Raw genomic sequence first — 23129 nt, forward strand, 5'->3', positions numbered from 1 at the left:
CCGGCTCGGGTTCCGGCTCCGCCGGAGGCGGTGGTCGCGGACCGGCGGGAAGAGCAGAGGGGAGGCTCCTCTGTGAAGATCCGGTGTCAGCCCGCGAAGGGCGGCTACGCCAGCCCCTCCCCCGCTTCCGGCAGCACCATCAGCGAGCCGGCCAGCTATTCCGCACCGGGGTCGGCGCCCGTCCGGCTACGCCGCGCCGCGGTGCCCCAGCCGCGCCGACAGCTCGGCCGCGCCCTCGACCGCCAGGGTCTCCAGCTCGGCGCGCCGCTCCTCGCTCCAGCGGATCGTGGGCACCGAGATGCTGAGCGCCGCGACCACCTTTCCCGTGCCGTCGCGCACGGGCGCGGCCACACAGCTCACATCGGGACTGGACTCGCGCCGTTCGACGGCGACGCCGCGCCCGCGGATCTCGGCCAGCGCCTCGCGCAGTTCCCCGGGCGAGGTGATGGAGTTCTCCGTCATGGCCCGCAGCGGCTCGTCGCCGGGGCCGGGCAGACGCGCGTCCAGCTCGTCCGGGGGCAGCGACGCCAGCAGCATCTTCCCCGCCGAGGTGCGGTGCGCGGGCAGGCGGCGGCCCGCGGCGGAGACCATGCGGACCGCGTGGGTGCTGTCCACCTTGGCGATGTAGATGACGTCCGCGCCCTCCGGGATGGCCACGTGCACGGTCTCGTCGCAGGTCTCGGAGACGCTCCGAGCCGCCTGCTGCCCTTCGGCGGCGAGGTCGAGCCGCTCGGCGTAGCGGCTCCCGAGCTGGTAGGGGCGCACTCCGAGCCGGTAGCGTCCGGGCTGTCCGGGCACGGGCACGGGCTCCAGGTACGAGCGCGCGGCCAGGGTGGTCACCAGTTCGTGGACGGTGGTGCGGGGCAGGCCCAGTTTCCGGGTGATCTCCGCAGCCGACAGGATCCCGTCCCCGTCCAGGAAGAGTTCCAGAAGGTCGAGAGCCCTGGTCACGGCCGGTACGAGGCACCCCATGGCAGCGCTCCCCCTCTCCCCCGAGGACTCCGGGCCCGCCGGCACCCGCAGTCGTTCGAGATCCCGAAGAACGACCGGAATCACGAACACAGGCCAGCCGCAGCTCGAAGCGCCCCGCAACGACCCCTTCTCCACGGGCGCCCCGGCGACGATCGTCCAGTGCTGCGCGGTCGCCCGGTGGCTGCGCGAGCGGCTGGAGCGCGACGGCCTGCTCGCGTACGCCAAGACCTCCGGATCCAAGGGGCTGCATGTGCTCCGCCCCGCTGCGGCCCGACGACTCCAGGGTTGTGGCCGGCTACGCCGAGCGGCTGGCCCGCGAAGCGGCCGAGGCGCTGCCGGATCTCGTCGTGGACCAGGTGTCCCGGCAGCTGCGCGAGGGGAAGCTCTTCATCGACCACGGCCAGAACCCGTGGACGCGGACGGCCGCGGCCCCGTATCCCTGCGCGTACGGCCGGATCCGACCGTCTCCGCCCTGGTGACGTGGGACGAGGTCGCCGGCTGCGAACAATCCGGCGACCTCGTCTTCACGGCCGGCGATCCGGCCTCCCGGCCGGAGAGGCACGGCGATCCGCTCGCTCCCCTCCTGGACCCCTCCCGCGCGGGGCGGCTGCCGGACGGCCCCTGACGCGGAGCCGCCGGACGCGACCCCGGGCGCGGACTTCCTCAGGCGTTCTCAGGCGTTGCCGGTGCCCCAGCCGTCGTCGAACGGCGTGCGCTGCTCGACGCGGCGGCCGCGCAGCATGCGGACCCTGTCGGACACCGGGCCCGGCACTCGGTCGCCCATCCGGTCGGAGACCGTGTTCAGCGCCTTGCCGGCCATCTCCCGCCCGTTGTGCGCGGCGGACTCGCAGGCGTTGCGCACCGCGGGGTTCTCGGCGAGCTTCCGGGCGCTCTCGCGCAGCTGCTCGTACTTCTCCCGCCCGGCTCGCGTGCCGAACACGTACCCGACGGCCACTCCTACGACGAACGTGAGCCGGTAGCGCATGGCTCCACCCTTTCTCAGGTCTCTCCCGGCGCACCCCGACTGTGCGGGTGTGCGCCCTGTCGGTCTGCGGCGGACGTTCCACCGAGTACCCCGTGGCGCGCCGCGGATACCGATTTCAGAGCACCCCCCGGCATGCGCTACTGTATTCCTCGCCAGCGGGGAACGCCCCCGGGAAACCGGAACGGGCGCCTCCAAGCAGCAGTCCCCTGTAGCTCAATTGGCAGAGCAGCCGGCTGTTAACCGGCAGGTTACTGGTTCGAGTCCAGTCGGGGGAGCAGAACGAGAAGGGCCCCGCAAGGGGCCCTTCCTCATGTGCCCGGGGCGCGTACGGGACACCCTTCCGGGGCCTGCTCCGTTCCGACGACCGGCCTCCGGCCCGTGGTGACGGGCCCCATCGCTCCTGCCTCACCCCGGCACGGGCGGGAGATCGTATGAGCGGCTATGCTGCGGCAGACGGCGCGCACAGATGTGCGTGGCGCGCCGTCCCGGGGCGGTAGCTCAGCCGGTTAGAGCAGCGGACTCATAATCCGTCGGTCGTGGGTTCGAGTCCCACCCGCCCCACTCGCGGCGACCGGCGGGGTCGCTCCGGAAGCCGGAGTCGCCCCGCCGCGTCCTTCCCCCGCCCGGTGCCGCCCCCGGCGGGCGGCTCGGGCGCGGACACGGGTGACGCACATACCGCGGCTGTGCTGCGGAAGTACGCCGGGCTCCAGCGCCGTCCACCGGGCTGGCCCAGGAGACCCCCGGGCCCCGCACATCCGCGGGCACGGCCGGCCCGGCGTCACCCGGGGAAGGCTCACTCCTCGGGGAGCAGATTATTGAAGACCTCGATCAGGTCCTCGATCCGCTCACCGAGCGGGGTGATCTCCCAGTCTCCGGTGAAGCCCACGTCCGTCAGCCGGTCGCCGAGGTGGTCGAGGACCTCCTCGACCACCTCTTCCGACGGGGCCGGTCCGCCGTCACGGCACTCCGCACCCCGGCGTTCCCTCCGACAGCTCCACCAGAAGCCCGTACGCCTTCCTGTTGCCCGGAAACCAGGCAGGACCCGGCCATGGGCCGCATTCATCACCTCGACCACCTCCACACCTTCAGGTCGCCGGGCACCGCGCCGGCTCCTCTTCCGGCCGTCTGTTCACGTGAAGGCCACCGCCCGGCTCCAGGAGCTCACCTCGGTGCGCTCTTCCCTCGTACCGAGGACCGCAGCACCGCGAGGCGTTCCTTGTCGGGGTCGATCGCCTCCAGGATCGCCTCGGCGTTCTCCCGCCTGCGGGTGCCCAGCTCCTGGTACAGCAGCCACAGCCCCTCCCTCGCCAACTCCCGGCAGCACGGGCCGAGATCGGGGCTCCCCCGTTCGACTTCCTCCTCGTCGGACTCGCCGGAGACGATCTGGTGGATCAACTCCACCACCGCGTCACGCGCCTCGACCGAGATCTCCTCCGTCAGCGCCGCGAGGAGCACCGACAGCGCCGGGAGCACCGAGTCGAAGAGCTGCCCCTGGACGACCACGGTGTTCTCCAGGTCCCAGTAGGCATCCATGACCTCTTCCTCGATCTCTCCCGAGACCATCCGGCGCAAAGCGTCCGGAACCCGCTCAGAGCGGTCCCCCATGGTGTGGAGACCGGCCCACCGGTGCCGACCGATCTCGGCCTCGCACAACCCCTTGCTCACCAGGGCCCTCCCGTGTTCCCAGCCACGTCCGGGGGCTCGTCTTCGTGGTCCTCGAAGAACCCGACCCCCGTGGCAGTCAGCCTCACCTCCAGCGCCCCCTCTTCCCGCCGGTAGCGGGACTGTAAAACGTTCGGTGTAACTCCTGAGCAAGGAAGATGCATCGATGACCAGTGAGAACGAGACCGAGACCGAGACCGTCAAGGCCGTCGAGCCGCAGTCGGCGAGGGGTGTGGACAACCAGCTGATCGACGAGCTGGTGGGCCGCGCTCAGGCCGAGGGCCTGCAGCTGACCGGCGAGGGCGGGCTGCTCCAGCAGTTGACCAAGCGGCTCCTGGAGTCCGCTCTCGAAGGCGAGATCACCGACCACCTCGGCTATGGCAAGCACGACCCGGCCGGGAAGAACGGCGGCAACAGCCGCAACGGCACCCGGGCCAAGACCGTGCTGACGGACGTCGGCCCGGTACGGACCAGCCGTTCCCCGTCGGGCCCGTACAGGTAGGAGGTCTCCTTGGCGCCGCCGCCCTCCACGGGCTCGGAGACCTTGACCAGCTGCCCCTCCACGTCCCAGGTCAGGGTCTGGGTGTTGCCACCGCGCCGGCGCTTGGTGGTGTTGCCCGCCGCGTCGTAGTCGAAGGTGTTCAGCCGCTCGCCGCCGGGGCCGGTGGAGGTGACCTCGGCGAGCGCGTTGGGACCGCCGACGCCCTCCTGCCCGTAGCGGTAGGTCCGGGTGACGTCCTTGGCGGTGTCACCGTCCGGATCGTGCTCGACGAGTCCGGTGCGGTTGCCCGCCTCGTCGTAGGCGTAGGTGTGCCAGAAGGGGTTGGTCCCGGCATCGGGGCCGTCCTGGCATTCGGTGTCCTCCTCGGTCCAGGCCGAGGTCATCCGGCGCAGCCGGTCGTAGGTGAAGCGCTGGGTGTCGGGGCGGGAGTCGGCGGTGGCGGCCTGGCCCGGCGTGCTGGTGATGCCGGTGACGTTACCGCCTCGTCGTAGGCGTAGCGGACGTCGTCGATGCGGCCGGGGGTGATGGCCCGGTCGTAGACGGCACGGGCGAGCCGCTTGGTGAACTCGTCGAACTCGTAGGAGGCCCACACCTTCTTCCCGGTGGCGCCGGCCTCGGTGCGCAGCACCTCGCCGAAGGCGGAGTACTGGACATCGGTCACGTAGTTGGCCGCGCCGCCCATGGAGACGGGCAGGCCGTCGGCGTTGTAGCGGAAGACCACACGCTCGCGGGTGAGGCCACCCATGCCGGGCAGTTCCGCCCAGGAGAGGTTGCCGGTGGGCGTGTAGCTGTACTTGTAGGTGTAGGTGCCGCCGATGAGCCCCTCGTCCTCGGGGATCACGGTCCGGGTGCCGGTGGGTCGGTAGGCCTTGTCGTACCCGGTGACCTCCTCGCGGTACTCCCGGCCGCCGTGGTGGCGGACGGCCGCGACGGGCAGGCCCTTGCCGAGGGTGTCGTAGGTCCACTCCAGGCGGAGGGGGCCGTCCTCGCGCACGGCGGTGGGCCGGCCTCCGGCGTCGTAGTCGGTGTGGAGGGTGTTGCCGCGGGCGTCGGTGGTGGCCACCACTCGGTCGGAGTTGTCGTAGGTGTAAGTGGTGGTACCGCCGTCGGGGTCGGTCACCGAGGTCTGGCGGCCGCGGGCGTCGTAGGTGAAGGTGGTCTCGGCGCCGCCGGGGGCGGTGATCTTCACCAGTTGGTCGAGCGCGTCGTAGTGATAGACGGTGTCGCGCCAGGCGCCGCGGTCCTCCTCGGTGTACTCGCGCACCCGGGAGACGCGTCCCTCGTCGTCGGTGAAGGTGGTGGTGACGGTGTCACCGCCGGGCGGCACCGTGGTGGTGGAGCCGCCGTCGCGCTCGATGGTGGTGCGGTGCTTCTCCTCGCCGCGGAAGTAGACGGTCTCGGCGATCGGCTCGCCCAGGCCGTTGTAGGTGACGCGGGTCTGCGAGGGCACCTCGTTGTCGCCGACGACGAGCAGGTCGGTGGAGGGCTCGGCGGTGTTGTGGTAGCCGTCGTTGGTCTTGAAGTCGCGTCCGGCGGAGTCGTGGAAGGTGTCGTTGACGATCCGGCCCTCGCCGACGGCCTCGTCCTGGGTCTGCCGGGTGCGCAGCAGGCCGTCGAGGATCTCGTGGGAGACCGCGTAGTCGCCGTTGTCCTTCAGGGTGCGGGTGGTGACGACCGTGGGCGCGTCGCGGCGGATGTCGTAGCCGTAGGTGGCCGAGGGGCTCTGGGTGGCCTTGTCCCGGTCCATCTCCCAGACCTTCAGCAGGCGGCCGAGCGGGGCGTACTCCATGTCGGCGCGCTTGCCGTTGGCGTCGGTCTCGGCGAGCGGCAGGCCGCGCAGCGGGTCGAACTCGACCGTCTCGGTGTGGCCGAGCGGGTCGGTGGTGACGGTCTGCGTCGGGACGGCGACGGCGGACGGGGCGACGGCAGCGACTGGGCCGCCGCCGAGGTCGCCGAGGAGGGCGGCGGTTCCGGCCCGTACGCACGGTATGCCGCGCCGGCCCACGCCCGGGGCGAGGGAGGAACCGACATCGTCCTGGGCCGGGAGGACGCCGAGCACACCCTCACCCTCTACGAGGACCTGCGCTGCCCGGTCTGCGCCGCCTTCGAGCAGGCCAACGGCGGGAGGATCCGCGAGGACGCCGAGGCGGGCCGGTACCGGGCCGAGTACGTCTTCGGCACCTTCCTCGACGAACGCGCCGGCGGCACCGGTTCGCGCAACGCGCTCAGTGCGCTCGGTGCCGCGCTGGACGTGAGCCCCGAGGCGTTCCTGGCCTACAAGGAGGTGCTCTTCTCCGCCGACCGCCACCCCGACGAGGTCTCGGACGAGTTCGCCGACGACCGGCACCTGGTCGGACTCACCCAGGAGGTCGCCGAGCTCAGGGGACACGACGGCTTCGAGAAGGCGGTCCTGGACGGGGTCTACGATCCGTGGGCGCTGCGGGTCTCGGCGAAGTTCGACGCGGCCGAGGACGTCACCGGCACGCCGGCCGCCGAACTCGACGGCGAGCGGATCCAGGAGGGGGGCGCCGGTACCCCGCCCATGGACCCCGGACGGTTCGGCCGGCTCGTGGAGGCGGCCATGGAGCGGTCCGCGCGGCGGTGACCGGCGAGAAGACGCACCGGCTGCACGCCGGCCGAAAGGCCCCCTGTGCGAAACTTGGCTCCGTTTCCACGCGAACGGGCTCTTCCGGCGGCGCCTCACGTCCCGGGGCCCACCTGATCCGTTCCACGGGGGAGAGCCCTGCCGATGAGACGCACACCGCTTCCGGGCGTCGGCACCCAGTACGACGTCACCACCCGCTCCGGGCGGCACCTGTCCGTCGTTGTCCACCAGGACGGCCGGCGCTTCCTGGGCTTCTACGACCCCGAGGACCCCGACACCTGCCAGGCGTCCTTCCAGCTCGAATCCGACGAGGCCGCCTCCCTCGCCGCGCTGATCGCCCCCGAGCCCGAGGCCCCCGATCTGGCCGTCGGAGAGCTGGACCTGGCCACCGAGCGGATCCCGGTGACCGCCAGGTCCCCCTACCGCGGACGACCGCTGGGCGACACCCGCGCCCGTACCCGCACCGGGGCGTCCATCGTCGCGGTGCTGCGGCGCACCGCGCCGCACCCGGCCCCGGGACCGGACTTCAGGCTGGAGGCGGGGGACGTCCTCGTGGTCGTGGGCACCCGCCAGGGCGTCGACGAACTCGCCCAGATCATCACGGAGGGCTGAGCATGCACGACACCACCATGCTGCTCATCGAGCTGGGCGCCATCATCCTCGGGCTGGGAGTCATCGGGCGGTTCGCCGGACGGATCGGTCTGTCCGCCATCCCCCTCTACCTGCTGGCCGGTCTCGCCTTCGGCCACGGCGGCATCTTCGAGCTGAGCGCCAGCGAGGAGTTCGTCGCCATCGGCGCCGAGATCGGCGTGATCCTGCTGCTGCTCCTGCTGGGCCTGGAGTACAGCGCCTCCGAGCTGGTGGACAACCTCAGGACGCAGTACCCCTCGGGCATGGTGGACTTCGTCCTCAACGCCACGCCCGGAGCCGTCGCCGCCCTCGTCCTGGGCTGGGGTCCGGTGGCCGCCGTGGCACTGGCCGGCGTCACCTGGATCTCCTCCTCCGGTGTCATCGCCAAGGTCCTCACCGACCTGGGCCGGCTCGGCAACCGCGAGACACCCGTCGTCCTCGGCGTCCTGGTCATGGAGGACCTGGCGATGGCGGTGTACCTGCCGCTGCTGACCACCCTGCTGGCCGGTGTCGGCCTGATGGGCGGCAGCGTCAGCCTGATCGTCGCCCTGGGAACGGTCGGCCTGGTCCTCTACGTCGCGCTGCGCCACGGCCGGCTGATCAGCAAGGCCGTCTCCTCCGACAACCCCGAGCTGCTGCTGCTGGTGGTGCTCGGCCTGACCGTCCTGATCGCCGGGATCGCCCAGCAGCTGCACGTCTCGGCGGCGGTCGGCGCGTTCCTCGTCGGCATCGCCCTGTCCGGTGAGGTGGCCGAGAGCGCCCACCGGCTGTTCGCCCCGCTGCGGGACCTGTTCGCGGCCGTCTTCTTCGTCTTTTTCGGGCTGTCCACCGACCCGGGCAACATCCCGCCGGTGATCGTCCCGGCGCTGATCCTGGCCGTGGTGACGGTGGTGACCAAGATCGCCACCGGCTGGTACGCGGCGCGGCGCGCCGGCATCAGCCCCAGGGGCCGGCTGCGGGCGGGCGGGGCCCTGGTGGCGCGCGGCGAGTTCTCCATCGTCATCGCCGGCCTGGCGGCCGGGGTCGCCACCGAGATCCGTCCGCTGGCCACCGCGTACGTGTTGCTGATGGTGATCATCGGCCCGCTGGCCGCCCGCTGGACGGAGCCCGCCGTCAGGGCTCTGACGCCCCGGCTGGTACCGGTCTCCCCCGGCCCGTCGGGGCAGCAGCCGGCCGGGACGCCGGAGGGGCCGAGAACCCCTTCCGACACCGCGGCCCGCGCGGACTCCCCCACTCAGCCGTAGGGCGGAGGGAGACACCCGCGGCCGGTGGGGCATCATCTCCTCCATGGGGACAGTCGCCGGTCTGGACAGTTCGTCCGAGTACACCCGCATCGTCGTCTGCGACACCGACACCGGTGCCGTCGTCAGACAGGGATACGCCCCGCATCCCCTGCCCGGGGGCGGCGGTGAGGAGGACGGTGCCGGGCAGGCCGCGGGCAGACCCACCGAGACCGACCCGCAGGCGTGGCTGCTCTCGCTCGGCGACGCCGCGGCCGGCGGGGTGCTGGAGGGCGTCCAGGCCATCGGCGTCTCGGCGCAGCGGAACGGGCTGGTCGCGCTCGACGAGGCCGGCGTGCCCGTGCGTCCCGCGCTGGTCGGCAACGACCGGCGCGCGCAGACCGCCGCGGCCGACCTCGTCGACGCGCTCGGCGGCCACGAGGCGTGGGCGCGGGCGGTGGGCGCCGTACCGCAGGCGGCGCAGCCGGTGGCGAAGCTGCGCTGGCTGGCCCGGCACGAGCCGGAGGCGGCCCGGCGCGTGGCCGAGGTCCTCCAGCCGCACGACTGGCTGGTGTGGCAGCTGCTGGGCCGTCCGCCGCGCCGCACCACCGACCGCGGCGACGCCTCGGGGACCGGTTACTGGTCGGCCGCCACCGAGTCCTGGCGGGCGGATCTGGCCGAGCTGGCGCTCGGCCATCCGGTGAAGCTGCCCGAGGTACTGGGACCGGCCGAGCCCGCCGGGCACACCCCCGAAGGACTGCTGATCTCGGCCGGCACGGGCGAGACGATGGCCGCCGCCTTCGGCCTGGGCGTCGGGCTCGGCGACGCCGTGGTCTCCCTGGGGGCGTCCGGTTCGGTCTTCTCCGTGCACCACCAGGTGCCGGCCGAGCCGACCGGCACGATCACCTCCCTCGCCGACGCCACCGGTATGCACCTTCCGGTGGTGCACACGCTCAACGCCGTACGGGTGCTGCGCGGCGCCGCCGAACTGCTCGGCACCTCCCTGGAGGGGCTTTCGGAGCTGGCGCTGACCTCCACGCCGGGCTCCCACGGGCTGGTGCTGCTGCCCTATCTGGAGGGCGAGCGCACCCCCGACCTGCCGCACACCGCCGGCACGCTGGCCGGGCTGCGGCGCGAGAGCATGAGGCCGGAGCATCTGGCGCGCGCCGCCTTCGAGGGGATGCTGTGCGGACTGGCCGACGCCCTCGACGTGCTGCGCGGCCGGGGGGTGTCGGTCGGCCGGGTCTTCCTGCTGGGGGCCGCGGCCGATCTGCCGGCCGTGCGGGCGATCGCCCCGGCCCTGCTGGGGGCGCAGGTGGTGGTCCCCGAGCCCGCCGACTACACGGCACTGGGCGCCGCCCGCCAGGCCGCCTGGGCCCTGGGGGTGTCCCGGGGCGCGCTCTCGCCGCGGCAGCCCCCGATGTGGCCCGCCCCCGCCGGCCGGGTCCTGGAGCCGGGCGAGGAGCTGGCGGTGGGCCAGGCGGTGCGGCAGCAGTACGCGACGGTACGGGAGCAGACGCACCCGGGGGCTTTCGGCTGAGCCCGCACCGGCCGCCGCGGCCGGGCGCAGGGCCGACCACGCCGGGGGCTCAGTCCAGATAGCCCCTGAGCTGGTCCGCGTAGGCGTGGTCGCGGAGTTTGGCGAGGGTCCTGGACTCGATCTGGCGAATGCGTTCGCGGGTGACGCCGAAGAGGCGGCCGATCTCCTCCAGCGTGCGGGGCCGGCCGTCGACGAGGCCGTAGCGCAGCTGGACGACCCTGCGCTCGCGCTCGCCGAGGGTGCACAGCACCGCGTCCAGATGCCGGCGCAGCAGCAGGAAGGCGGCGGACTCCACGGGTGAGGGCGCGTCGCCGTCCTCGATGAGGTCGCCGAGGTTGACGTCGTCCTCCTCGCCCACGGGGGCGTGCAGCGAGACCGGCTCCTGGGCCAGCCGCAGCACCTCGCCGACCCGCTCGCCGGTCAGGCCGAGCTGGGCCGCGACCTCCTCGGGTGTCGGCTCGTAGCCGCGCTCCTGGAGGATGCGGCGCTGGACGCGGACGACCCGGTTGATCAGCTCCACGACGTGCACCGGGACCCTGATGGTGCGGGCCTGGTCGGCCAGCGCCCGGGACATGGCCTGGCGTATCCACCAGGTGGCGTAGGTGGAGAACTTGTAGCCGCGTGTGTAGTCGAACTTCTCCACGGCCCGGATGAGGCCCAGATTGCCCTCCTGGACCAGGTCGAGCATGGTCAGCCCGCGTCCGACGTACCGCTTGGCCACCGAGACCACCAGGCGGAGGTTGGCCTCGATCAGGCGGCGCTTGGCCACCCGGCCCATGACCACCAGCCGGTCGAGGTCGAGGGCGAGACTCTCGTCGAGGCCGGGGGCGCGGGTGAGTCTCTCCTCGGCGAACAGGCCCGCCTCGACGCGCCGGGCGAGTTCCACCTCCTCCGCGGCCGTCAGCAGGGGGACACGGCCGATCTCGCGCAGGTACTGGCGGAAGAGGTCGGCGGAGGGGCCGGTCGCGTCGGGGCCGGCGGGCCGGGAGAGGGGAGCGGGCTTCTCCCGGAACCGCTCGGGACCGGCTTCCGTGTCCTGGCCGGGGGCGGGCCGGGGGTGCGCGGACGGAACGGCCGGCGGGCTGTCGGGCGGTAAGGCGGCCGGGTCCGGAGCGTTCGGGGATCCAGGGGCGGCGAGGGGGACGGGAAAGGCCGGGGCGGCGGGGGCCGCGCCGGCCGGGATCCGGGTCTGCACGGGGGCGGCCTCCAAGTTGATCGCTGCCGGTTCGGGGACGACAGGCGAGACGAGGACGGGCGCGGCCGCACCGCTGTCCGCACCACGGCGGGCGAGCGGCGTCGAAGACGGTACGCGCTCCGAGGACTCAGGCACCTCCCTCAGTGTGGGGTACGACACACTGCCGCCACGAGGGGCGTGCGCGCGGTTTCCGGACTCCTGGGTGACCGAACACGTACGGAACGTGTCAGAACGGGCCGGGAAGGACCCGCTGCTGCGGGGGCGGGCCCCGCGCGGGCCTACGACCAGAGCGCGGCGGCGCCGCGGTCGCGCAGCGACCGGCCGTACCGCTCCAGCGTCCACAACTGCTCGGCGACGGCCGTCTGGGCCTCGTCCCCGCTGTTCGTCATGCGTGCGAGGGTGCTGCTCAGCTCGGCGATCCGGCGGTTGACCGCCTCCAGCCGCACCTTGACCAGGAACTCCCCGGCGTATGCCTTGTCGGGCTCGCGCGGGGTGCGCGGCGGCTCGACGCTCAGCTCGGTGATCATCGACCGCACGGTGTCGTCCGGCGCGGCGTCCCGCACCCGGGCCAGGTACTCCTCGTCGGCGCGCTCCACCCCTCCGGCCTCCTCCACGGCCCGGCGCACCTGCGCATAGGGCTCGGCGGTGAACTCGTCGGCGCCGTAGGCGTCGAAGAGCGGGGAGACCAGAGCCGGGAACTGCAGCGCCAGCTTGAGCAGTTCGCGCTCGGCCAGTCGCTGGGGGCTGCGCAGGTCCAGCCGGGGGCCGCCGGGCGCGGGGCCGGGCCCCACCTGTCGTACGGGCGGCGAGGCCGGGCGGCGCTGCTGCGAACCCCCATGGCCGCCCTGGCCTCCGTGACCTCCCTGGCCGCCGGCCCGCCGCTCGCGCTCCCAGCGGGCCAGCTGCCCCACCCGCCGCACCACGAACTCGGTGTCGAGGATGCCCAGCAGCCCGGCCAGGCGTACGGCGTACTGGTGCTGGATCGAGCCGTCCTTGATCCGCGCGACGATCGGCGCGGCCTCCTCCAGGGCCGCGGCCCGGCCTTCGGCGGTGTCCAGGTTGTGCTGTCCGGTGACCGAGCGGATGGCGAACTCGAACAGCGGCGAGCGGCCCTCCACCAGGGCCACCACCGCCTCGTCGCCCTCGGCCAGCCGCAGGTCGCACGGGTCCATGCCGCCGGGGGTGATGGCGATGGAGGTGCGGGCGGCGAACTTCTGGTCGTCCTCGAAGGCACGCAGGGCGGCCTTCTGGCCGGCCGCGTCGCCATCGAAGGTGAAGACGACCTCCGAGCGGGAATTGTCCATCAGCAGTCGCCGCAGGATCTTGATGTGCTCGCCGCCGAAGGCAGTGCCGCAGGTGGCGATGGCGCCGGTGACCCCGGCGAGGTGGCAGGCCATCACGTCCGTGTAGCCCTCGACGACCACGGCCCGGCCGGTCTTGGCGATCTCACGTTTGGCCAGGTCGATGCCGTAGAGCACCTGGGACTTGCGGTAGATCGCCGTCTCGGGGGTGTTGAGGTACTTCGGCCCGTTGTCGTCCTCGCGCAGTCTGCGGGCACCGAAGCCGACGACCTCGCCGGTGATGTCGCGGATGGGCCACATCAGCCGGCCGCGGAAGCGGTCGATGGGGCGGCCGTTGCGGCTCTCCTGGGCAAGGCCGGCCAGGATCAGCTCCTTGTCGCTGAAGCCCCTGCCGCGCAGGAAGCGGGTGAGGTGGTCCCAGCCGGCCGGGGAGTAGCCGACCCCGAAGTGCGCGGCGGCCTCCTGGCCGAAGCCGCGCTCGGCCAGGAAGCGGCGGCCGGTCTCGGCCTCGGGCGAGTCGAGCTGCTCGGTGTAGAAGGCGGCGGCGGCCTTGTGCGCCTGGACCAGCCGGATGCGCTCGCCCTGCTGGCGGCCGGGGGCGTAGCCGCCCTCCTCGTAGCGCAGGGTGACCCCCGCCTGGGAGGCGAGCCGCTCGACGGCCTCGGAGAAGGAGAGGTGGTCGACCTTCATCACGAAGTCGAGGGTGTCCCCGCCGGCCTGGCAGCCGAAGCAGTGGTACAGGCCCTTGCTCGGGCTGACGTGGAAGGAGGGGGATTTCTCGTCGTGGAAGGGGCACAGGCCCTTGAGGCTGCCGCCGCCGGCCGGGCGGAGCTGGAGGTACTCGGAGACGACGGCGTCGATCGGGACCGCGTCCCGCACCGCCTTCACATCGTCGTCGTTGATCCGTCCCGCCACGGCGGAAAGTCTACGGCCGCCCTGCGGCCTCCCCGGCACGGCGGGTCCGCGGGCGGGGTGGATCACGCCCCGGCCGGCTCCTCCAGCGGCACCGAGGGGTCGGCCAGCTTCTCCGGGTCGCTCTCCCGGCCGGAGCGGATCAGCCGCTGGACCGGCCCGGTGGTGCCCTCGGTGTTCATCCCCAGCCCCGCCAGCACCCGCCCCTCGCTCAGCCAGAACGCGGTGAACTTCCGCTTTCCGAGGTCGCCGCGGACGACCACCTGGTCGTACGAGCCGGGCGGCGCCCAGCCGGAGTACTCCATGCTCGTGCCGTACTGCTCGGAGGAGAAGTACGGCACCCGGTCGTAGGAGACCTCCTGCCCGAGCATCGCCCGGGCTGCGGCCGGCCCGCCGTTCAGGGCGTTGGCCCAGTGCTCGGCGCGCAGCCGGGCGCCGAACAGCGGGTGGTGGACGGCGGCGACGTCGCCGGCGGCGTGGATGTCGGGGTCGCCGGTGCGCAGCGAGGCGTCCACGGCGATGCCGCCCACGGGCTCCCCGGCCAGCTCCAGCCCGGCGGCCCGGGCCAGGGAGACGCGGGGGGCGGCGCCGATGGCGGCGAGCACGGCGTGCGCCGGATGCTCCTCGCCGTCCCCGGTGCGGACGGCGAGGACCTGGCTGTCCTGGCCGACGATCTCGGTGAGGGAGGTGCCGAAGTACAGGCGTACGCCGTGCTCGCGGTGCAGATCGGCGAGGACGGCGCCCAGTTCGGGCCCGAGGACGGCGTGCAGCGGGGTGGGGTTCGGCTCGATGACGGTGACCTCGGCGCCTCGGGAGCGGGCGACGGCGGCCACCTCCAGGCCGATCCGGCCCGCGCCGACGACGACCAGGTGGCCGTTGTCGCGGCCGAGCCCGGCCAGGGTGCCGCGCAGCCGGTCGGCGTGCGCCAGGCGGCGCAGGTGGTGCACCCCTGCCAGCTCGGTGCCGGGGACGTTCAGACGGCGCGGCTCGGCGCCGGTGGCCAGCAGCAGTTTGTCGTAGTGGACCCGGGCGCCGTCGCCCAGCTCCACCGTCCCCGCCTCCCTGTCCAGGCGGACGGCGGGCTGGCCGAGGTGGAGTTCGACCGCGGCCCCGGCGTACCAGGCGGGCTCGTGGACGAAGACGCCGCCACGTTCGGCGGTGCCGCCGAGGTAGCCCTTGGAGAGGGGAGGCCGCTCGTAGGGGTGGTCGCGTTCGTCGCCGATCAGGATGACGCGGCCGGTGAAGCCCTCGGCCCGCAGGGTCTCGGCCGCCTTCGCCCCGGCCGGGCCGGCGCCGACGATGACGAACGTGCGATGTGCGTCGACCACGTGCTTCCTCCTCGTTGCGCTGCCCCCTGCGGTGGGTTCCCGGAAGCGGGCCCCGCCGGCCGCGCCGCCGGAAGGGGCGGCGGGCTGACCGTCCGGGGTGGTCCGGGTGGGGGTGCGGTCCGCGGGCGGCTCCGCGGACGTCTCCCACGGATTCTCCCCATCCTCCGGGCCGCTCTATCCCCCTTCGCGCGCACCGTCCTCCTTTGCCCTGGACCACCCGGTACGCGCACCCGTCTCCGCGTGTTCGTGCGCCCGGGCCGCGGCCGCTCCGGCAAGCCGCCTGCCGCCACGGCGAGGGGACCATGGCACGCGATCTGCTGGGTCCGCTGGATGTCCTCGGCGAGGAGCGAGTGCACCTGGTGGGCCGCTCGACGGGCGCGGTCACGGTGCTGCCGGCCGGCGCCCGGGACGAGCGCGTCGCCCGGCTGGTCGTCGACGGGATGGGCGCGGGGGGTGGTCGAGCCGGGCAGTGTGGAACCCGCGAACTGCCGCCCGAACCGGTGATGGCGGCGCTGCCGGCCGGCGACCCGGCCGGCGTGCCGCTGCGGATGGCGGACCTGCGGATCTGGGCCGACGAGGTGGGCCGACGAGGTGGGCACCGACCGCCGCGCCCTGGCCGCGCGGGGCAGGTCCATGCACCAGGGCCCGAGCGAACCGGCGGACGTCACCGTGCCGACCCTGGTGCTCGCGGGCGCGGACGATCCGCTGGCCGGGGGCCCCGGGGCGCTCGCCGACGCGCTCCCCCGCGCCTCGCCGCGGCCCCTGCACGGCGACCCTCCGACGGCCGTTCGCGATCCGTCCTTCGCCCCGGCGACAGCCGACTTCCTGGAGTCCGCCGACTGACGCGGACCGTTCGCGACACGCCCCGGCGGCCGTACCCGAACCGTTCGCCCCGCGGACCGCCGCGCGTCACATCGGGCGGGTAACGGGGCCGTGGACGGGTACACACACGGCCCACCGGGGACGACGCGGGGAACGGGACGGCGGATGCGCGTGATGACGTGGAACCTGTGGTGGCGGTTCGGGCCGTGGCGGGAGCGCTACGGGGCGATCCTCGTCACGCTGCGCGAGCTGCGGCCCGACGCGGTCGGTCTGCAGGAGGTGTGGGTCCGCGACGGTGAGAACCTCGCCGCACGGCTCGCCCACGACCTGGACATGCACTGGACCTGGGCCCCCTGGAACGTCCCCGTGCGGTGGCGCAAGCGACTGGACGACCCGGAGCTCGGCGTCGGCAACGCCGTGCTCAGCCGCTGGCCGGTGGCGGACCGGGCCCTGGCCACGCTGCCCCCGGCCGGGAGCGACCACGAGCGGGTGGCGCTCTACACGCTGCTGGAGGCGCCCGGCCGACCGGTGCCGTTCTTCACCACGCACCTGACCTCCGCCGCCCACGCCTCGGCCCTGCGCCGCCGACAGGTCGCGGCCCTGGCGGGGTTCGTCGCGGCGCACCGCGGCGGGACCGACTTCCCACCCGTGGTCACCGGGGACCTCAACGCACCGCCCGACTCCGACGAGATCCGCCTGCTGGGCGGCTCGCGCACGGCCCCCGCCGTCGAGGGCCAGGTGCTGCTGGACGCCTGGGAGTACGCGGACCCGGCCGCCCCGGCGGCCACCCGGGACGCCGCCAACCCCTATGTCGCGGCCACCTTCCGGCCCAGCGCGCGCGTCGACTACGTCCACGTCGGGCCGCCGTCCGGACCCGGCGGGCTGGGACGTGTCACAGCCGTACGGCGGGCGGGCGACGGCCCGGTCGCCGGCATCTGGCCGTCCGACCACGCCGCCGTCGTGGCGGATCTGGCCCCGGAGCCGGCCTCCTGAACCATCTGTCCGCGGGCGGAAACCGCCGGGAATCGACCCGTGACCGGGACCCGCACATCCCGGCCACACCCCGCGGGAATGGACCGGAAGTCACTCTTAACGACTGGTCTGAACCAATCTATCGTCAGCCGCGAGGCCCTGCGTACGGCAGGCCACCACCCCCCGCACCACTCCGCGCGCGGACCGGACCGGCCCGCACACGGAAGGAGGAGGAGCCCCCACATGCGACAGACCGGACACATCCCGCGTACGGCACGGACGGCGCGGACGGCGCGGAGGAGCCCCGCGAGGCTGCTGGCCTCGCTCTTCGCCTTCACGCTGGCACTGCCTCTTGCGATTGTCATGACCTCGGCAAATTCGGCAGGCGCCCACGGCTGGATCACCTCCCCGCCCAGCCGCCAGGACCACTGCGCCACCGGCCGGGTCACCGGCTGCGACGGCCTGCAGTACGAGCCGCAGAGCGTCGAGGGCCCCAAGGGCTCGCGCCTGTGCAGCGGCGGCACCCGGTGGACCTTCCTGGACGACGACAGCCGCAACTGGCCGGTCACCCAGGTCTCCAGCACCGTCACCTTCCAGTGGCGGCTGACCGCCGCGCACAGCACCAGCACCTGGGACTACTACGTCGACGGCGTGCTGTTCAAGCGGTTCGACCAGGGCGGCACCCGTCCGCCGTCGAACATCTCGCACACCCTGAGCGGTCTGCCCTCCGGCAAGCACAAGATCCTCGCCGTGTGGAACGTCGCGGACACCGCCAACGCGTTCTACAACTGCGTGGACGTCCAGGTCGGCAGCGGCGGCGGAGACGGTGGTGGCGACGGTGGCGGAACGCCCACCCCGCCGGCCGAGTGCGCCTCCTCCCCCGCCTGGGACCGCTCCGCCGTCTACACCGGCGGCCGGACCGTCACCCACCGCGGCCACGCCTGGCGGGCCGCCTGGTGGACGCGCGGCGAGGAGCCGGGCGTCTCCGGGGTCTGGCGGGACCTGGGCCTCTGCTGAACCGCGCACCACACGCCGCCGCCCCCGCCCCGCCGCTCCGGAGCGGCGGTCAGAGCCCTGCGACCACCACCCGGTCGCCGCACGGCCTGCGCATGCCGTCCTCGTCGGAGGCGGAGATGGTGACGGGCCGCCGCGGGCCGGTGGCCGGCCTGTGCCGTCATGTCGCCCTCACGCCGCCGGGCCCGTGAGGCGGGCGTGGAGGCGGCGGGCGGAGGCGTCGGTGAGGGAGGCGATCTGGTCGACGATCGCGCGCAGCCGGGCCCGGTCGTCGCCGGCCTCCGAGAACAGCGCGCGGAACTGCGGGTCCAGCCCGTCCGGGGCGCGGGCGGCCAGCGCCAGGGCCAGCCCGTCCAGGACCTCGCGCTGCTCGCCGCGCAGCCGCTCCTGGTCTGGGCGCTGCATGACGTACCGGTCGGCGACGGCCTTGAGCACGTCGCACTCCAGCCGCGCGGCGCGCGGGACCACCAGGCGGGCGCCGTAGCGGGTCAGGCGGCCCGGCCCGTACGCCGCCCGGGTCGCGCCCTCGGCGGCCAGGCAGAAGCGGCCGATGAGCTGGCTGGTGGCGTCCTTCAGCCGGGCCTGGGCCACGGCCGTGCCGTCGTAGCCGTGCGGCCACCACTCCTGGTCCAGCAACCGGTCCAGGGCCTCGGCGAGTTCGGCCTCCTCGGTGCCGGGCGGGGCGTAGCGGGCGGCGGCGACGGCGAAGACCTCGCGGCGCTCGGGCTCGGCCAGCAGCAGATTGGGGTCGAGATGGCCGGCGTGGAGACCGTCCTCCACGTCGTGGACGGAGTAGGCGACGTCGTCGGACCAGTCCATGACCTGCGCCTCGAAGCACTGCCCGTGCTCGGGGGCGCCGCACCGGAACCACTCGAAGACCGGCAGGTCGTCCTCGTAGACGCCGAACTTCCCCGGCCCGGGGCCGGCGGGGTGGCCGCCGCGCGGCCAGGGGTACTTGGTGGCGGCGTCCAGCGCGGCACGGGTGAGGTTGAGGCCGACGCGGAACTGCGGGCCGTCTCCGCCGGCCGGACCGGCGAACCGTTTCGGCTCCAGCCGCGACAGCAGCCGCAGCGACTGCGCGTTGCCCTCGAAGCCGCCGCAGGGCCCGGCGATCTCGTCCAGTACGCGCTCGCCGTTGTGCCCGAAGGGCGGGTGGCCCAGGTCGTGCGCGAGACAGGCGGTCTCCACCAGATCCGGGTCGCAGCCGAGCGCGGCACCCAGTTCCCGGCCGACCTGGGCGCACTCCAGGGAGTGCGTCAGACGGGTGCGGGGGGTGGCGTCCCACGCACCGGCGGCGGCGTCGGGCGTGACGACCTGGGTCTTGCCCGCGAGCCGCCGCAGCGCGGCGGAGTGCAGCACCCGCGCCCGGTCACGCTGGAAGGCGGTGCGTCCGGGCCGTTTGTCGGGCTCGGGCACCCAGCGCTCCAGCGCCGTGCCGTCGTAGCCGGCGACGTGCTCCGCCGCTCCGTCTCCGTCTCCCCAGGGGCCGTACGTCGTGTCGTCCATGGCGTACTCATCGCCATACCCGCCGTGCATACACCGACGCTAGCCGCCCCGGGTGACAACCGCGGACGGGCACGGGCGGACACAGGCGGCGGAGCCGGTCAGGAGGCTCGGGCCAGGGCGCCCCGCGGCGGGCAGGGGACGGGCGCGCGGGCCGCCGTACGCACCCGGGCGAGCGCCTCGTCGTAGCGGTGCAGGACGAGGCGGGCCAGCGCCGGGTGCGCGCCCAGCGGACGGGCGGCCGGCAGGCGGGGGGCTTCGCGCGCGCACCGGGCGGCGAAGAGGCCCGGTGCGGTGAAGTACGAGGCCAGAGCGGTGTCGTGGCGCCCGGCGGCGCGCAGGGCTGCCAGGGCCTCGGGCACGGTCGGCCCGGCGGCCGAGGCGTAGGCGGGCACCACCGGGACGCCACCCAGGCGTGCGGAGAGCAGGACGGCCGTCCGTTCGGCGTCCCGGGCCGAGTCCGGGTCCCGCGATCCGGCCGCCGCCAGCACCACGGCGCCGGTGCGGGACGCGCCGGCGCTCCAGCCCGTCTCGGCCAGCCGCCCGGCCAGCGCCTCGGCCAGCAGCGGGTGCGGCCCCAGCGGTGCGGCGGCCAGGACGGACAGGTGCCCGGCGGCGGCAGCGGCTCCGGGCAGGTCGTGCTTGACGTGGTGGCCGCGGCCCAGGAGCAGCGGGACGAGGACCGCCTCCCCGGCCGGGAGCGCCTCCAGGGCGGCCGGCAGCAGCGGCTCGTTCAGCTCGACGTGGCCGAGTTCCACCCGCAGGTCCGGCCGCAGGGAGCGCACGAGGCCGAGCAGTGCGGTGACGGTGCGCGGCGCCCCGGGGTCGCGGGAGCCGTGGGCGACCGCGACCAGTGGGGGCGCGGGACGGGGGCGGGCCCGGAGGGAAGAGATCATGGGGCGAGTGTGGCGGGCCCCGGTTGCTCCGCCGTTGCGGCGCCGTGACGCCCGGTTGCGCACGGCTCACGGCACCGGTCCGGGCGGACTGAGGCGGGCGTACCGGGCCCGTAACCCGCGGGGGCGCGCTGTGTAACACGCGCGACGCACGCTGGGCGGCATGAGCGTGACGACTGCCCAGCCCGCCGGACACGGCCACCGTGCGCCCGCGGCGACCGTGGACACCCACTGCCCGTACTGCGCCCTGCAGTGCGGCATGGGGCTGCGCCCCACCAGGGACGGGGGGAGGGTCGAGGTGGTCGAGCGCGCCGCTTTCGACGTCAACCGCGGCGCGCTGTGCGGCAAGGGGCGCACCGCCCCGGCCGTGCTCTCCTCCCGGGTGCGGCTGACCGGGCCCCTGGTGCGGCGCCGCGCGGGCGGGCCGCTGGAGCCGGCCGGCTGGGACGAGGCGCTGGACCGCGCCGCAGCGGGTCTGTCGGCGGCGCGGACCGCGTACGGACCGGACTCGGTGGGGGTGTTCGGCGGGGGCGGGCTGACGAACGAGAAAGCGTACGCGCTGGGCAAGTTCGCCCGGCTGGTGCTGGGCACCTCCCAGATCGACTACAACGGCCGGTTCTGCATGTCCTCGGCCGCCGCCGCCCTGAACAGGGCTTTCGGGCTGGATCGGGGGCTGCCCTTCCCGCTGGCGGACGTCGCGCGCACCGGATGCGTGATCCTGGTGGGCGCCAACCCCGCCGCCACCATGCCGCCCGCCCTGCGCTACTTCACCGAGCTGCGCGAGCGGGGCGGGAAGCTGATCGTGATCGACCCCCGCCGCACCCGCACCGCCGAGCACGCCGACCTGCACCTGGCCCCGCGCCCCGGCACCGATCTGGCCCTCGCCCTGGGCATGCTGCACCTGGTGGTGGCCGAGGGGCGGGTGGACACCGACTTCGTGGCGGCGCGCACCAGCGGCTGGGAGGAGGCGCGCGCGGCGGCGATGGCGCACTGGCCGGAGCTGGTGGAGCGGATCACCGGGGTGCCGGTGCCCGCGCTGCGCGAGGCGGTGGCGCTGTTCTGCGACGCGGAGTCGTCGATGGTGCTCACCGCGCGCGGGCCCGAGCAGCAGTCCAAGGGCACCGACACCGTCGGCGCCTGGATCAACCTGTGCCTGGCCACCGGCCGGGCGGGCCGCCCGCTGTCCGGCTACGGCTGCCTGACCGGCCAGGGCAACGGCCAGGGTGGGCGCGAGCACGGCCAGAAGGCCGACCAGCTGCCCGGCTACCGCAGGCTGGACGACCCGGCGGCGCGCGAGCACGTGGCGCGGGTGTGGGGTGTGGAGCCCGGCGTACTGCCCGGGCCGGGGCGCAGCGCGTACGAACTGCTGGACGCACTGGGACGCGATGTGCGCGCCCTGCTGCTGACCGGTTCCAACCCACTCGTCTCCGCGCCGCGAGCCGCCCATGTGGAGGAGCGGCTGCGGTCGCTGGACTTCCTGATGGTGTGCGACGTGGTGCTGTCGGAGACGGCCGCGCTGGCGGACATGGTGCTGCCGGTGGCCCAGTGGGCCGAGGAGACGGGCACGATGACCAGCCTGGAGGGCCGGGTGCTGCTGCGCCGCAAGGCCCTGGACGCCCCGCCCGGGGTGCGCACCGACCTGGAGGTGCTGAACGCGCTGGCGGGGCGGCTGGGCTGGGAGAAGGGGTTCCCCACCGACCCGGAGGAGGTCTTCGAGGAGCTGCGGCGGGCCTCGGCCGGGGGGCCCGCGGACTACTCGGGGATCACCTACCGGCGTATCGCCGAGGAGGACGGGGTCTTCTGGCCGTGCCCGGAGGTCCCGTCCGGGGGTCCGGGAACGGACGAGGCCGACGACCCGGCGGTGGCCCGCTCCTCCGGCCCCCACCCCGGCACACCCCGCCTGTTCCTGGACCGCTTCGCCACCGGCGACGGCCGGGCCCGCTTCGCGCCCGTCGCCCACCGCCCGCCGGCGGAGGAACCGGACGCCGACCACCCGCTGCTGCTGACCACGGGCCGGGTGCCGGCCCAGTACCAGTCGGGCGCCCAGACCCGGCGGGTGGCGGAGCTGAACGACGCCGCCCCGGGCCCGTTCGTCGAACTCCACCCGCGGCCGGCCGAGCGGATCGGCGTGGCCGAGGGGGAGCCGGTGGCAGTGGTCTCGCGGCGGGGACGGGCGGTGGCACCGGCCCGGATCACGTCGGGCATCCGCCCGGACACGGTGTTCATGCCGTTCCACTGGCCGGGCGAGGGCCGCGCCAACACCCTGACCAACCCGGCCCTGGACCCGGTCTCGCGCATGCCGGAGTTCAAGGTCTGCGCGGTCCGGGTGGAGCGCGCGGGCAACGAGTCGGCAGCGTCCGGTCCGGTGGAGGGCGAGACCCCGGAGGGGACGCGGTAGCGTCGTCGGCGTGTGGACGGGGGTGGACCTCTCCGCCGCGGACGTCACCGGCGACACGGCGCGGTGACGTCCGCGGCGGTCGGCAGACTCTCGTTGCGCGCGCCGGTGCCCGCACCCGCTCAGAAGCCGCGCGTCTCCTCGGCGACCCAGGCCAGGTAGTCCGCGCCGCCGCGGACTACCTGGGTGGCGATGATCTCGGGAGTGTCGTAGTCGTGGGCCCCGCACAGGTACGCCTCCAGGGCGTCGTAGCGGGCCGCCGCCGTCTTCAGCAGCACCTGCCACTCGGGCTCGGCGCGCACCTCGCCCTCCCACCGGTAGACCGAGGTCACCGGGCCGGAGACCTGAGCGCACGCGGCGACGCGTGCCTCCACCGCGCCGCGCGCCAACGCCCCGGCCTTCTCCGGGCTGTCGGTGGTGGTCAGCACCGTCAGGATGCCCGTCTCAGCCACGGCCACCGCTCCTCCTCTTCCGCGCGGCCTTCGCCGCCCGCACCGTCCTCGCCGCCTTCGCGGCCCTGCCCGTCCACCGTAGCCGCGGCAACCGCGGCGGGGTCCGTGCCGCCCACCGCCCGGGGGCTCACCCTTGAGGGGTATTCCAGGACTCTTTTCGGACAAGACGGTTGACCGGGTCGGCCGACGGCGCGTTGTCTGCCGGTGGTACGGGCCGCCCCCGGGC

22 protein-coding genes, 2 tRNA genes and 2 pseudogenes are annotated in these 23129 nt (G+C 74.3%); 14 read left to right on the forward strand and 12 right to left on the reverse strand.

What is annotated here, in order from left to right:
- Positions 1 to 186: 186 nt before the first annotated feature.
- The gene (locus LJ221_RS02450; protein WP_241713301.1) at positions 187 to 972 is read right to left on the reverse strand and encodes an IclR family transcriptional regulator; all 786 of its coding nucleotides are present in this window, start codon (positions 970 to 972) and stop codon (positions 187 to 189) included.
- Between LJ221_RS02450 and LJ221_RS23870 the strand changes: the two are divergent.
- The 3 genes and pseudogenes from LJ221_RS23870 to LJ221_RS23595 all read left to right on the forward strand — a co-directional run.
- Positions 971 to 1174, forward strand: a pseudogene (locus LJ221_RS23870) (hypothetical protein); the annotation flags it as partial. The gene LJ221_RS02450 and the pseudogene LJ221_RS23870 overlap by 2 nt on opposite strands.
- A 46-nt stretch (positions 1175 to 1220) precedes the next feature.
- A complete protein-coding gene (locus LJ221_RS23590) occupies positions 1221 to 1451 on the forward strand; it encodes a hypothetical protein (RefSeq protein WP_308314704.1) in 231 nt (76 codons plus the stop codon).
- Positions 1448 to 1597, forward strand: coding sequence for a hypothetical protein (locus LJ221_RS23595; protein ID WP_308314705.1), 150 nt, complete (start codon positions 1448 to 1450; stop codon positions 1595 to 1597). The genes LJ221_RS23590 and LJ221_RS23595 overlap by 4 nt, the downstream gene beginning before the upstream one ends.
- A gap of 48 nt (positions 1598 to 1645) precedes the next feature.
- On the opposite strand, the gene LJ221_RS02460 is transcribed toward LJ221_RS23595, so the two are convergent.
- Positions 1646 to 1957 (reverse strand): YtxH domain-containing protein, encoded by a 312-nt coding sequence (locus LJ221_RS02460; protein ID WP_241713302.1) that lies wholly within the window; start codon positions 1955 to 1957, stop codon positions 1646 to 1648.
- Positions 1958 to 2159: 202 nt separating this feature from the next.
- Between LJ221_RS02460 and LJ221_RS02465 the strand changes: the two genes are divergently transcribed.
- Positions 2160 to 2232 (forward strand) — tRNA-Asn (locus tag LJ221_RS02465).
- 212 nt (positions 2233 to 2444) lie between these two features.
- Positions 2445 to 2518 (forward strand) — tRNA-Ile (locus LJ221_RS02470).
- Positions 2519 to 2750: 232 nt separating this feature from the next.
- On the opposite strand, the gene LJ221_RS02475 is transcribed toward LJ221_RS02470, so the two are convergent.
- Both LJ221_RS02475 and LJ221_RS02480 read right to left on the reverse strand, forming a co-directional pair.
- Positions 2751 to 2888: a hypothetical protein gene (locus LJ221_RS02475; RefSeq protein ID WP_241713304.1), complete on the reverse strand. Its 138-nt coding sequence runs from the start codon at positions 2886 to 2888 to the stop codon at positions 2751 to 2753.
- 230 nt (positions 2889 to 3118) lie between these two features.
- Positions 3119 to 3520 (reverse strand): hypothetical protein, encoded by a 402-nt coding sequence (locus LJ221_RS02480; protein WP_241713306.1) that lies wholly within the window; start codon positions 3518 to 3520, stop codon positions 3119 to 3121.
- A 265-nt stretch (positions 3521 to 3785) separates the two neighbouring features.
- Between LJ221_RS02480 and LJ221_RS02485 the strand changes: the two are divergent.
- Positions 3786 to 4085 (forward strand): annotated as a pseudogene (locus tag LJ221_RS02485) (transposase); the annotation flags it as partial.
- On the opposite strand, the gene LJ221_RS02490 reads toward LJ221_RS02485, so the two are convergent.
- Both LJ221_RS02490 and LJ221_RS02495 read right to left on the reverse strand, forming a co-directional pair.
- A complete protein-coding gene (locus LJ221_RS02490; protein WP_241713308.1) occupies positions 3995 to 4504 on the reverse strand; it encodes a hypothetical protein in 510 nt (169 codons plus the stop codon). The pseudogene LJ221_RS02485 and the gene LJ221_RS02490 overlap by 91 nt on opposite strands.
- Positions 4501 to 5910 carry an RHS repeat domain-containing protein gene (locus LJ221_RS02495; protein ID WP_241713310.1) on the reverse strand — a complete coding sequence of 470 codons (1410 nt, stop codon included), beginning with the start codon at positions 5908 to 5910 and terminating at the stop codon, positions 4501 to 4503. The genes LJ221_RS02490 and LJ221_RS02495 overlap by 4 nt, the downstream gene beginning before the upstream one ends.
- 75 nt (positions 5911 to 5985) lie before the next feature.
- On the opposite strand from LJ221_RS02495, the gene LJ221_RS02500 reads away from it, so the two are divergent.
- The 4 genes from LJ221_RS02500 (at position 5986) to LJ221_RS02515 (ending at position 10116) form a co-directional block, all read left to right on the forward strand.
- On the forward strand, positions 5986 to 6726 hold the full coding sequence (locus LJ221_RS02500) for a thioredoxin domain-containing protein (RefSeq protein ID WP_241713312.1): 741 nt from the start codon (positions 5986 to 5988) through the stop codon (positions 6724 to 6726).
- Positions 6727 to 6864: 138 nt separating this feature from the next.
- Positions 6865 to 7338: a cation:proton antiporter regulatory subunit gene (locus LJ221_RS02505; RefSeq protein WP_241713364.1), complete on the forward strand. Its 474-nt coding sequence runs from the start codon at positions 6865 to 6867 to the stop codon at positions 7336 to 7338.
- Between the two features lie 2 nt (positions 7339 to 7340).
- Positions 7341 to 8600 carry a cation:proton antiporter gene (locus LJ221_RS02510; RefSeq protein WP_241713314.1) on the forward strand — a complete coding sequence of 420 codons (1260 nt, stop codon included), beginning with the start codon at positions 7341 to 7343 and terminating at the stop codon, positions 8598 to 8600.
- A gap of 43 nt (positions 8601 to 8643) precedes the next feature.
- On the forward strand, positions 8644 to 10116 hold the full coding sequence (locus LJ221_RS02515; RefSeq protein ID WP_241713316.1) for an FGGY family carbohydrate kinase: 1473 nt from the start codon (positions 8644 to 8646) through the stop codon (positions 10114 to 10116).
- Positions 10117 to 10165: 49 nt separating this feature from the next.
- Here the strand turns inward: LJ221_RS02515 and LJ221_RS02520 are convergent, their stop codons facing one another.
- The 3 genes from LJ221_RS02520 to LJ221_RS02530 all read right to left on the reverse strand — a co-directional run bounded on the left by LJ221_RS02520 (position 10166) and on the right by LJ221_RS02530 (position 14852).
- On the reverse strand, positions 10166 to 11446 hold the full coding sequence (locus LJ221_RS02520; RefSeq protein WP_241713317.1) for an RNA polymerase sigma factor: 1281 nt from the start codon (positions 11444 to 11446) through the stop codon (positions 10166 to 10168).
- A 143-nt stretch (positions 11447 to 11589) separates the two neighbouring features.
- Positions 11590 to 13527 carry a DNA primase gene (dnaG, locus tag LJ221_RS02525; protein WP_241713319.1) on the reverse strand — a complete coding sequence of 646 codons (1938 nt, stop codon included), beginning with the start codon at positions 13525 to 13527 and terminating at the stop codon, positions 11590 to 11592.
- A 62-nt stretch (positions 13528 to 13589) separates the two neighbouring features.
- Positions 13590 to 14852: an FAD-dependent oxidoreductase gene (locus LJ221_RS02530; protein WP_241713321.1), complete on the reverse strand. Its 1263-nt coding sequence runs from the start codon at positions 14850 to 14852 to the stop codon at positions 13590 to 13592.
- Positions 14853 to 15443: 591 nt separating this feature from the next.
- On the opposite strand from LJ221_RS02530, the gene LJ221_RS02535 reads away from it, so the two are divergent.
- From LJ221_RS02535 to LJ221_RS02545, 3 genes are all read left to right on the forward strand, one after another.
- Entirely contained in the window at positions 15444 to 15695 is a 252-nt protein-coding gene (locus LJ221_RS02535; protein WP_241713323.1) for a hypothetical protein, read from the forward strand.
- 144 nt (positions 15696 to 15839) lie between these two features.
- A complete protein-coding gene (locus LJ221_RS02540) occupies positions 15840 to 16667 on the forward strand; it encodes an endonuclease/exonuclease/phosphatase family protein (protein WP_241713325.1) in 828 nt (275 codons plus the stop codon).
- A gap of 342 nt (positions 16668 to 17009) precedes the next feature.
- Positions 17010 to 17663, forward strand: coding sequence for a lytic polysaccharide monooxygenase (locus LJ221_RS02545; protein WP_374228355.1), 654 nt, complete (start codon positions 17010 to 17012; stop codon positions 17661 to 17663).
- A gap of 168 nt (positions 17664 to 17831) precedes the next feature.
- Here the strand turns inward: LJ221_RS02545 and LJ221_RS02550 are convergent, their stop codons facing one another.
- A complete protein-coding gene (locus tag LJ221_RS02550; RefSeq protein ID WP_241713328.1) occupies positions 17832 to 19166 on the reverse strand; it encodes a deoxyguanosinetriphosphate triphosphohydrolase in 1335 nt (444 codons plus the stop codon).
- Between the two features lie 98 nt (positions 19167 to 19264).
- Positions 19265 to 20059, reverse strand: a complete 795-nt coding sequence (locus LJ221_RS02555; protein ID WP_241713329.1) for a sirohydrochlorin chelatase — start codon at positions 20057 to 20059, stop codon at positions 19265 to 19267.
- A gap of 160 nt (positions 20060 to 20219) precedes the next feature.
- Here LJ221_RS02555 and LJ221_RS02560 point away from each other — a divergent pair, with 160 nt between their 5' ends.
- Entirely contained in the window at positions 20220 to 22454 is a 2235-nt protein-coding gene (locus LJ221_RS02560) for a molybdopterin oxidoreductase family protein (protein ID WP_302851936.1), read from the forward strand.
- A 119-nt stretch (positions 22455 to 22573) separates the two neighbouring features.
- Here LJ221_RS02560 and cutA read toward each other — a convergent pair whose 3' ends face one another.
- On the reverse strand, positions 22574 to 22903 hold the full coding sequence (gene cutA, locus LJ221_RS02565) for a divalent-cation tolerance protein CutA (RefSeq protein ID WP_241713330.1): 330 nt from the start codon (positions 22901 to 22903) through the stop codon (positions 22574 to 22576).
- Positions 22904 to 23129: the final 226 nt, after the last annotated feature.

Source organism: Streptomyces sp. CNQ085, from assembly GCF_022614595.1.
GTDB lineage: Bacteria > Actinomycetota > Actinomycetes > Streptomycetales > Streptomycetaceae > Streptomyces.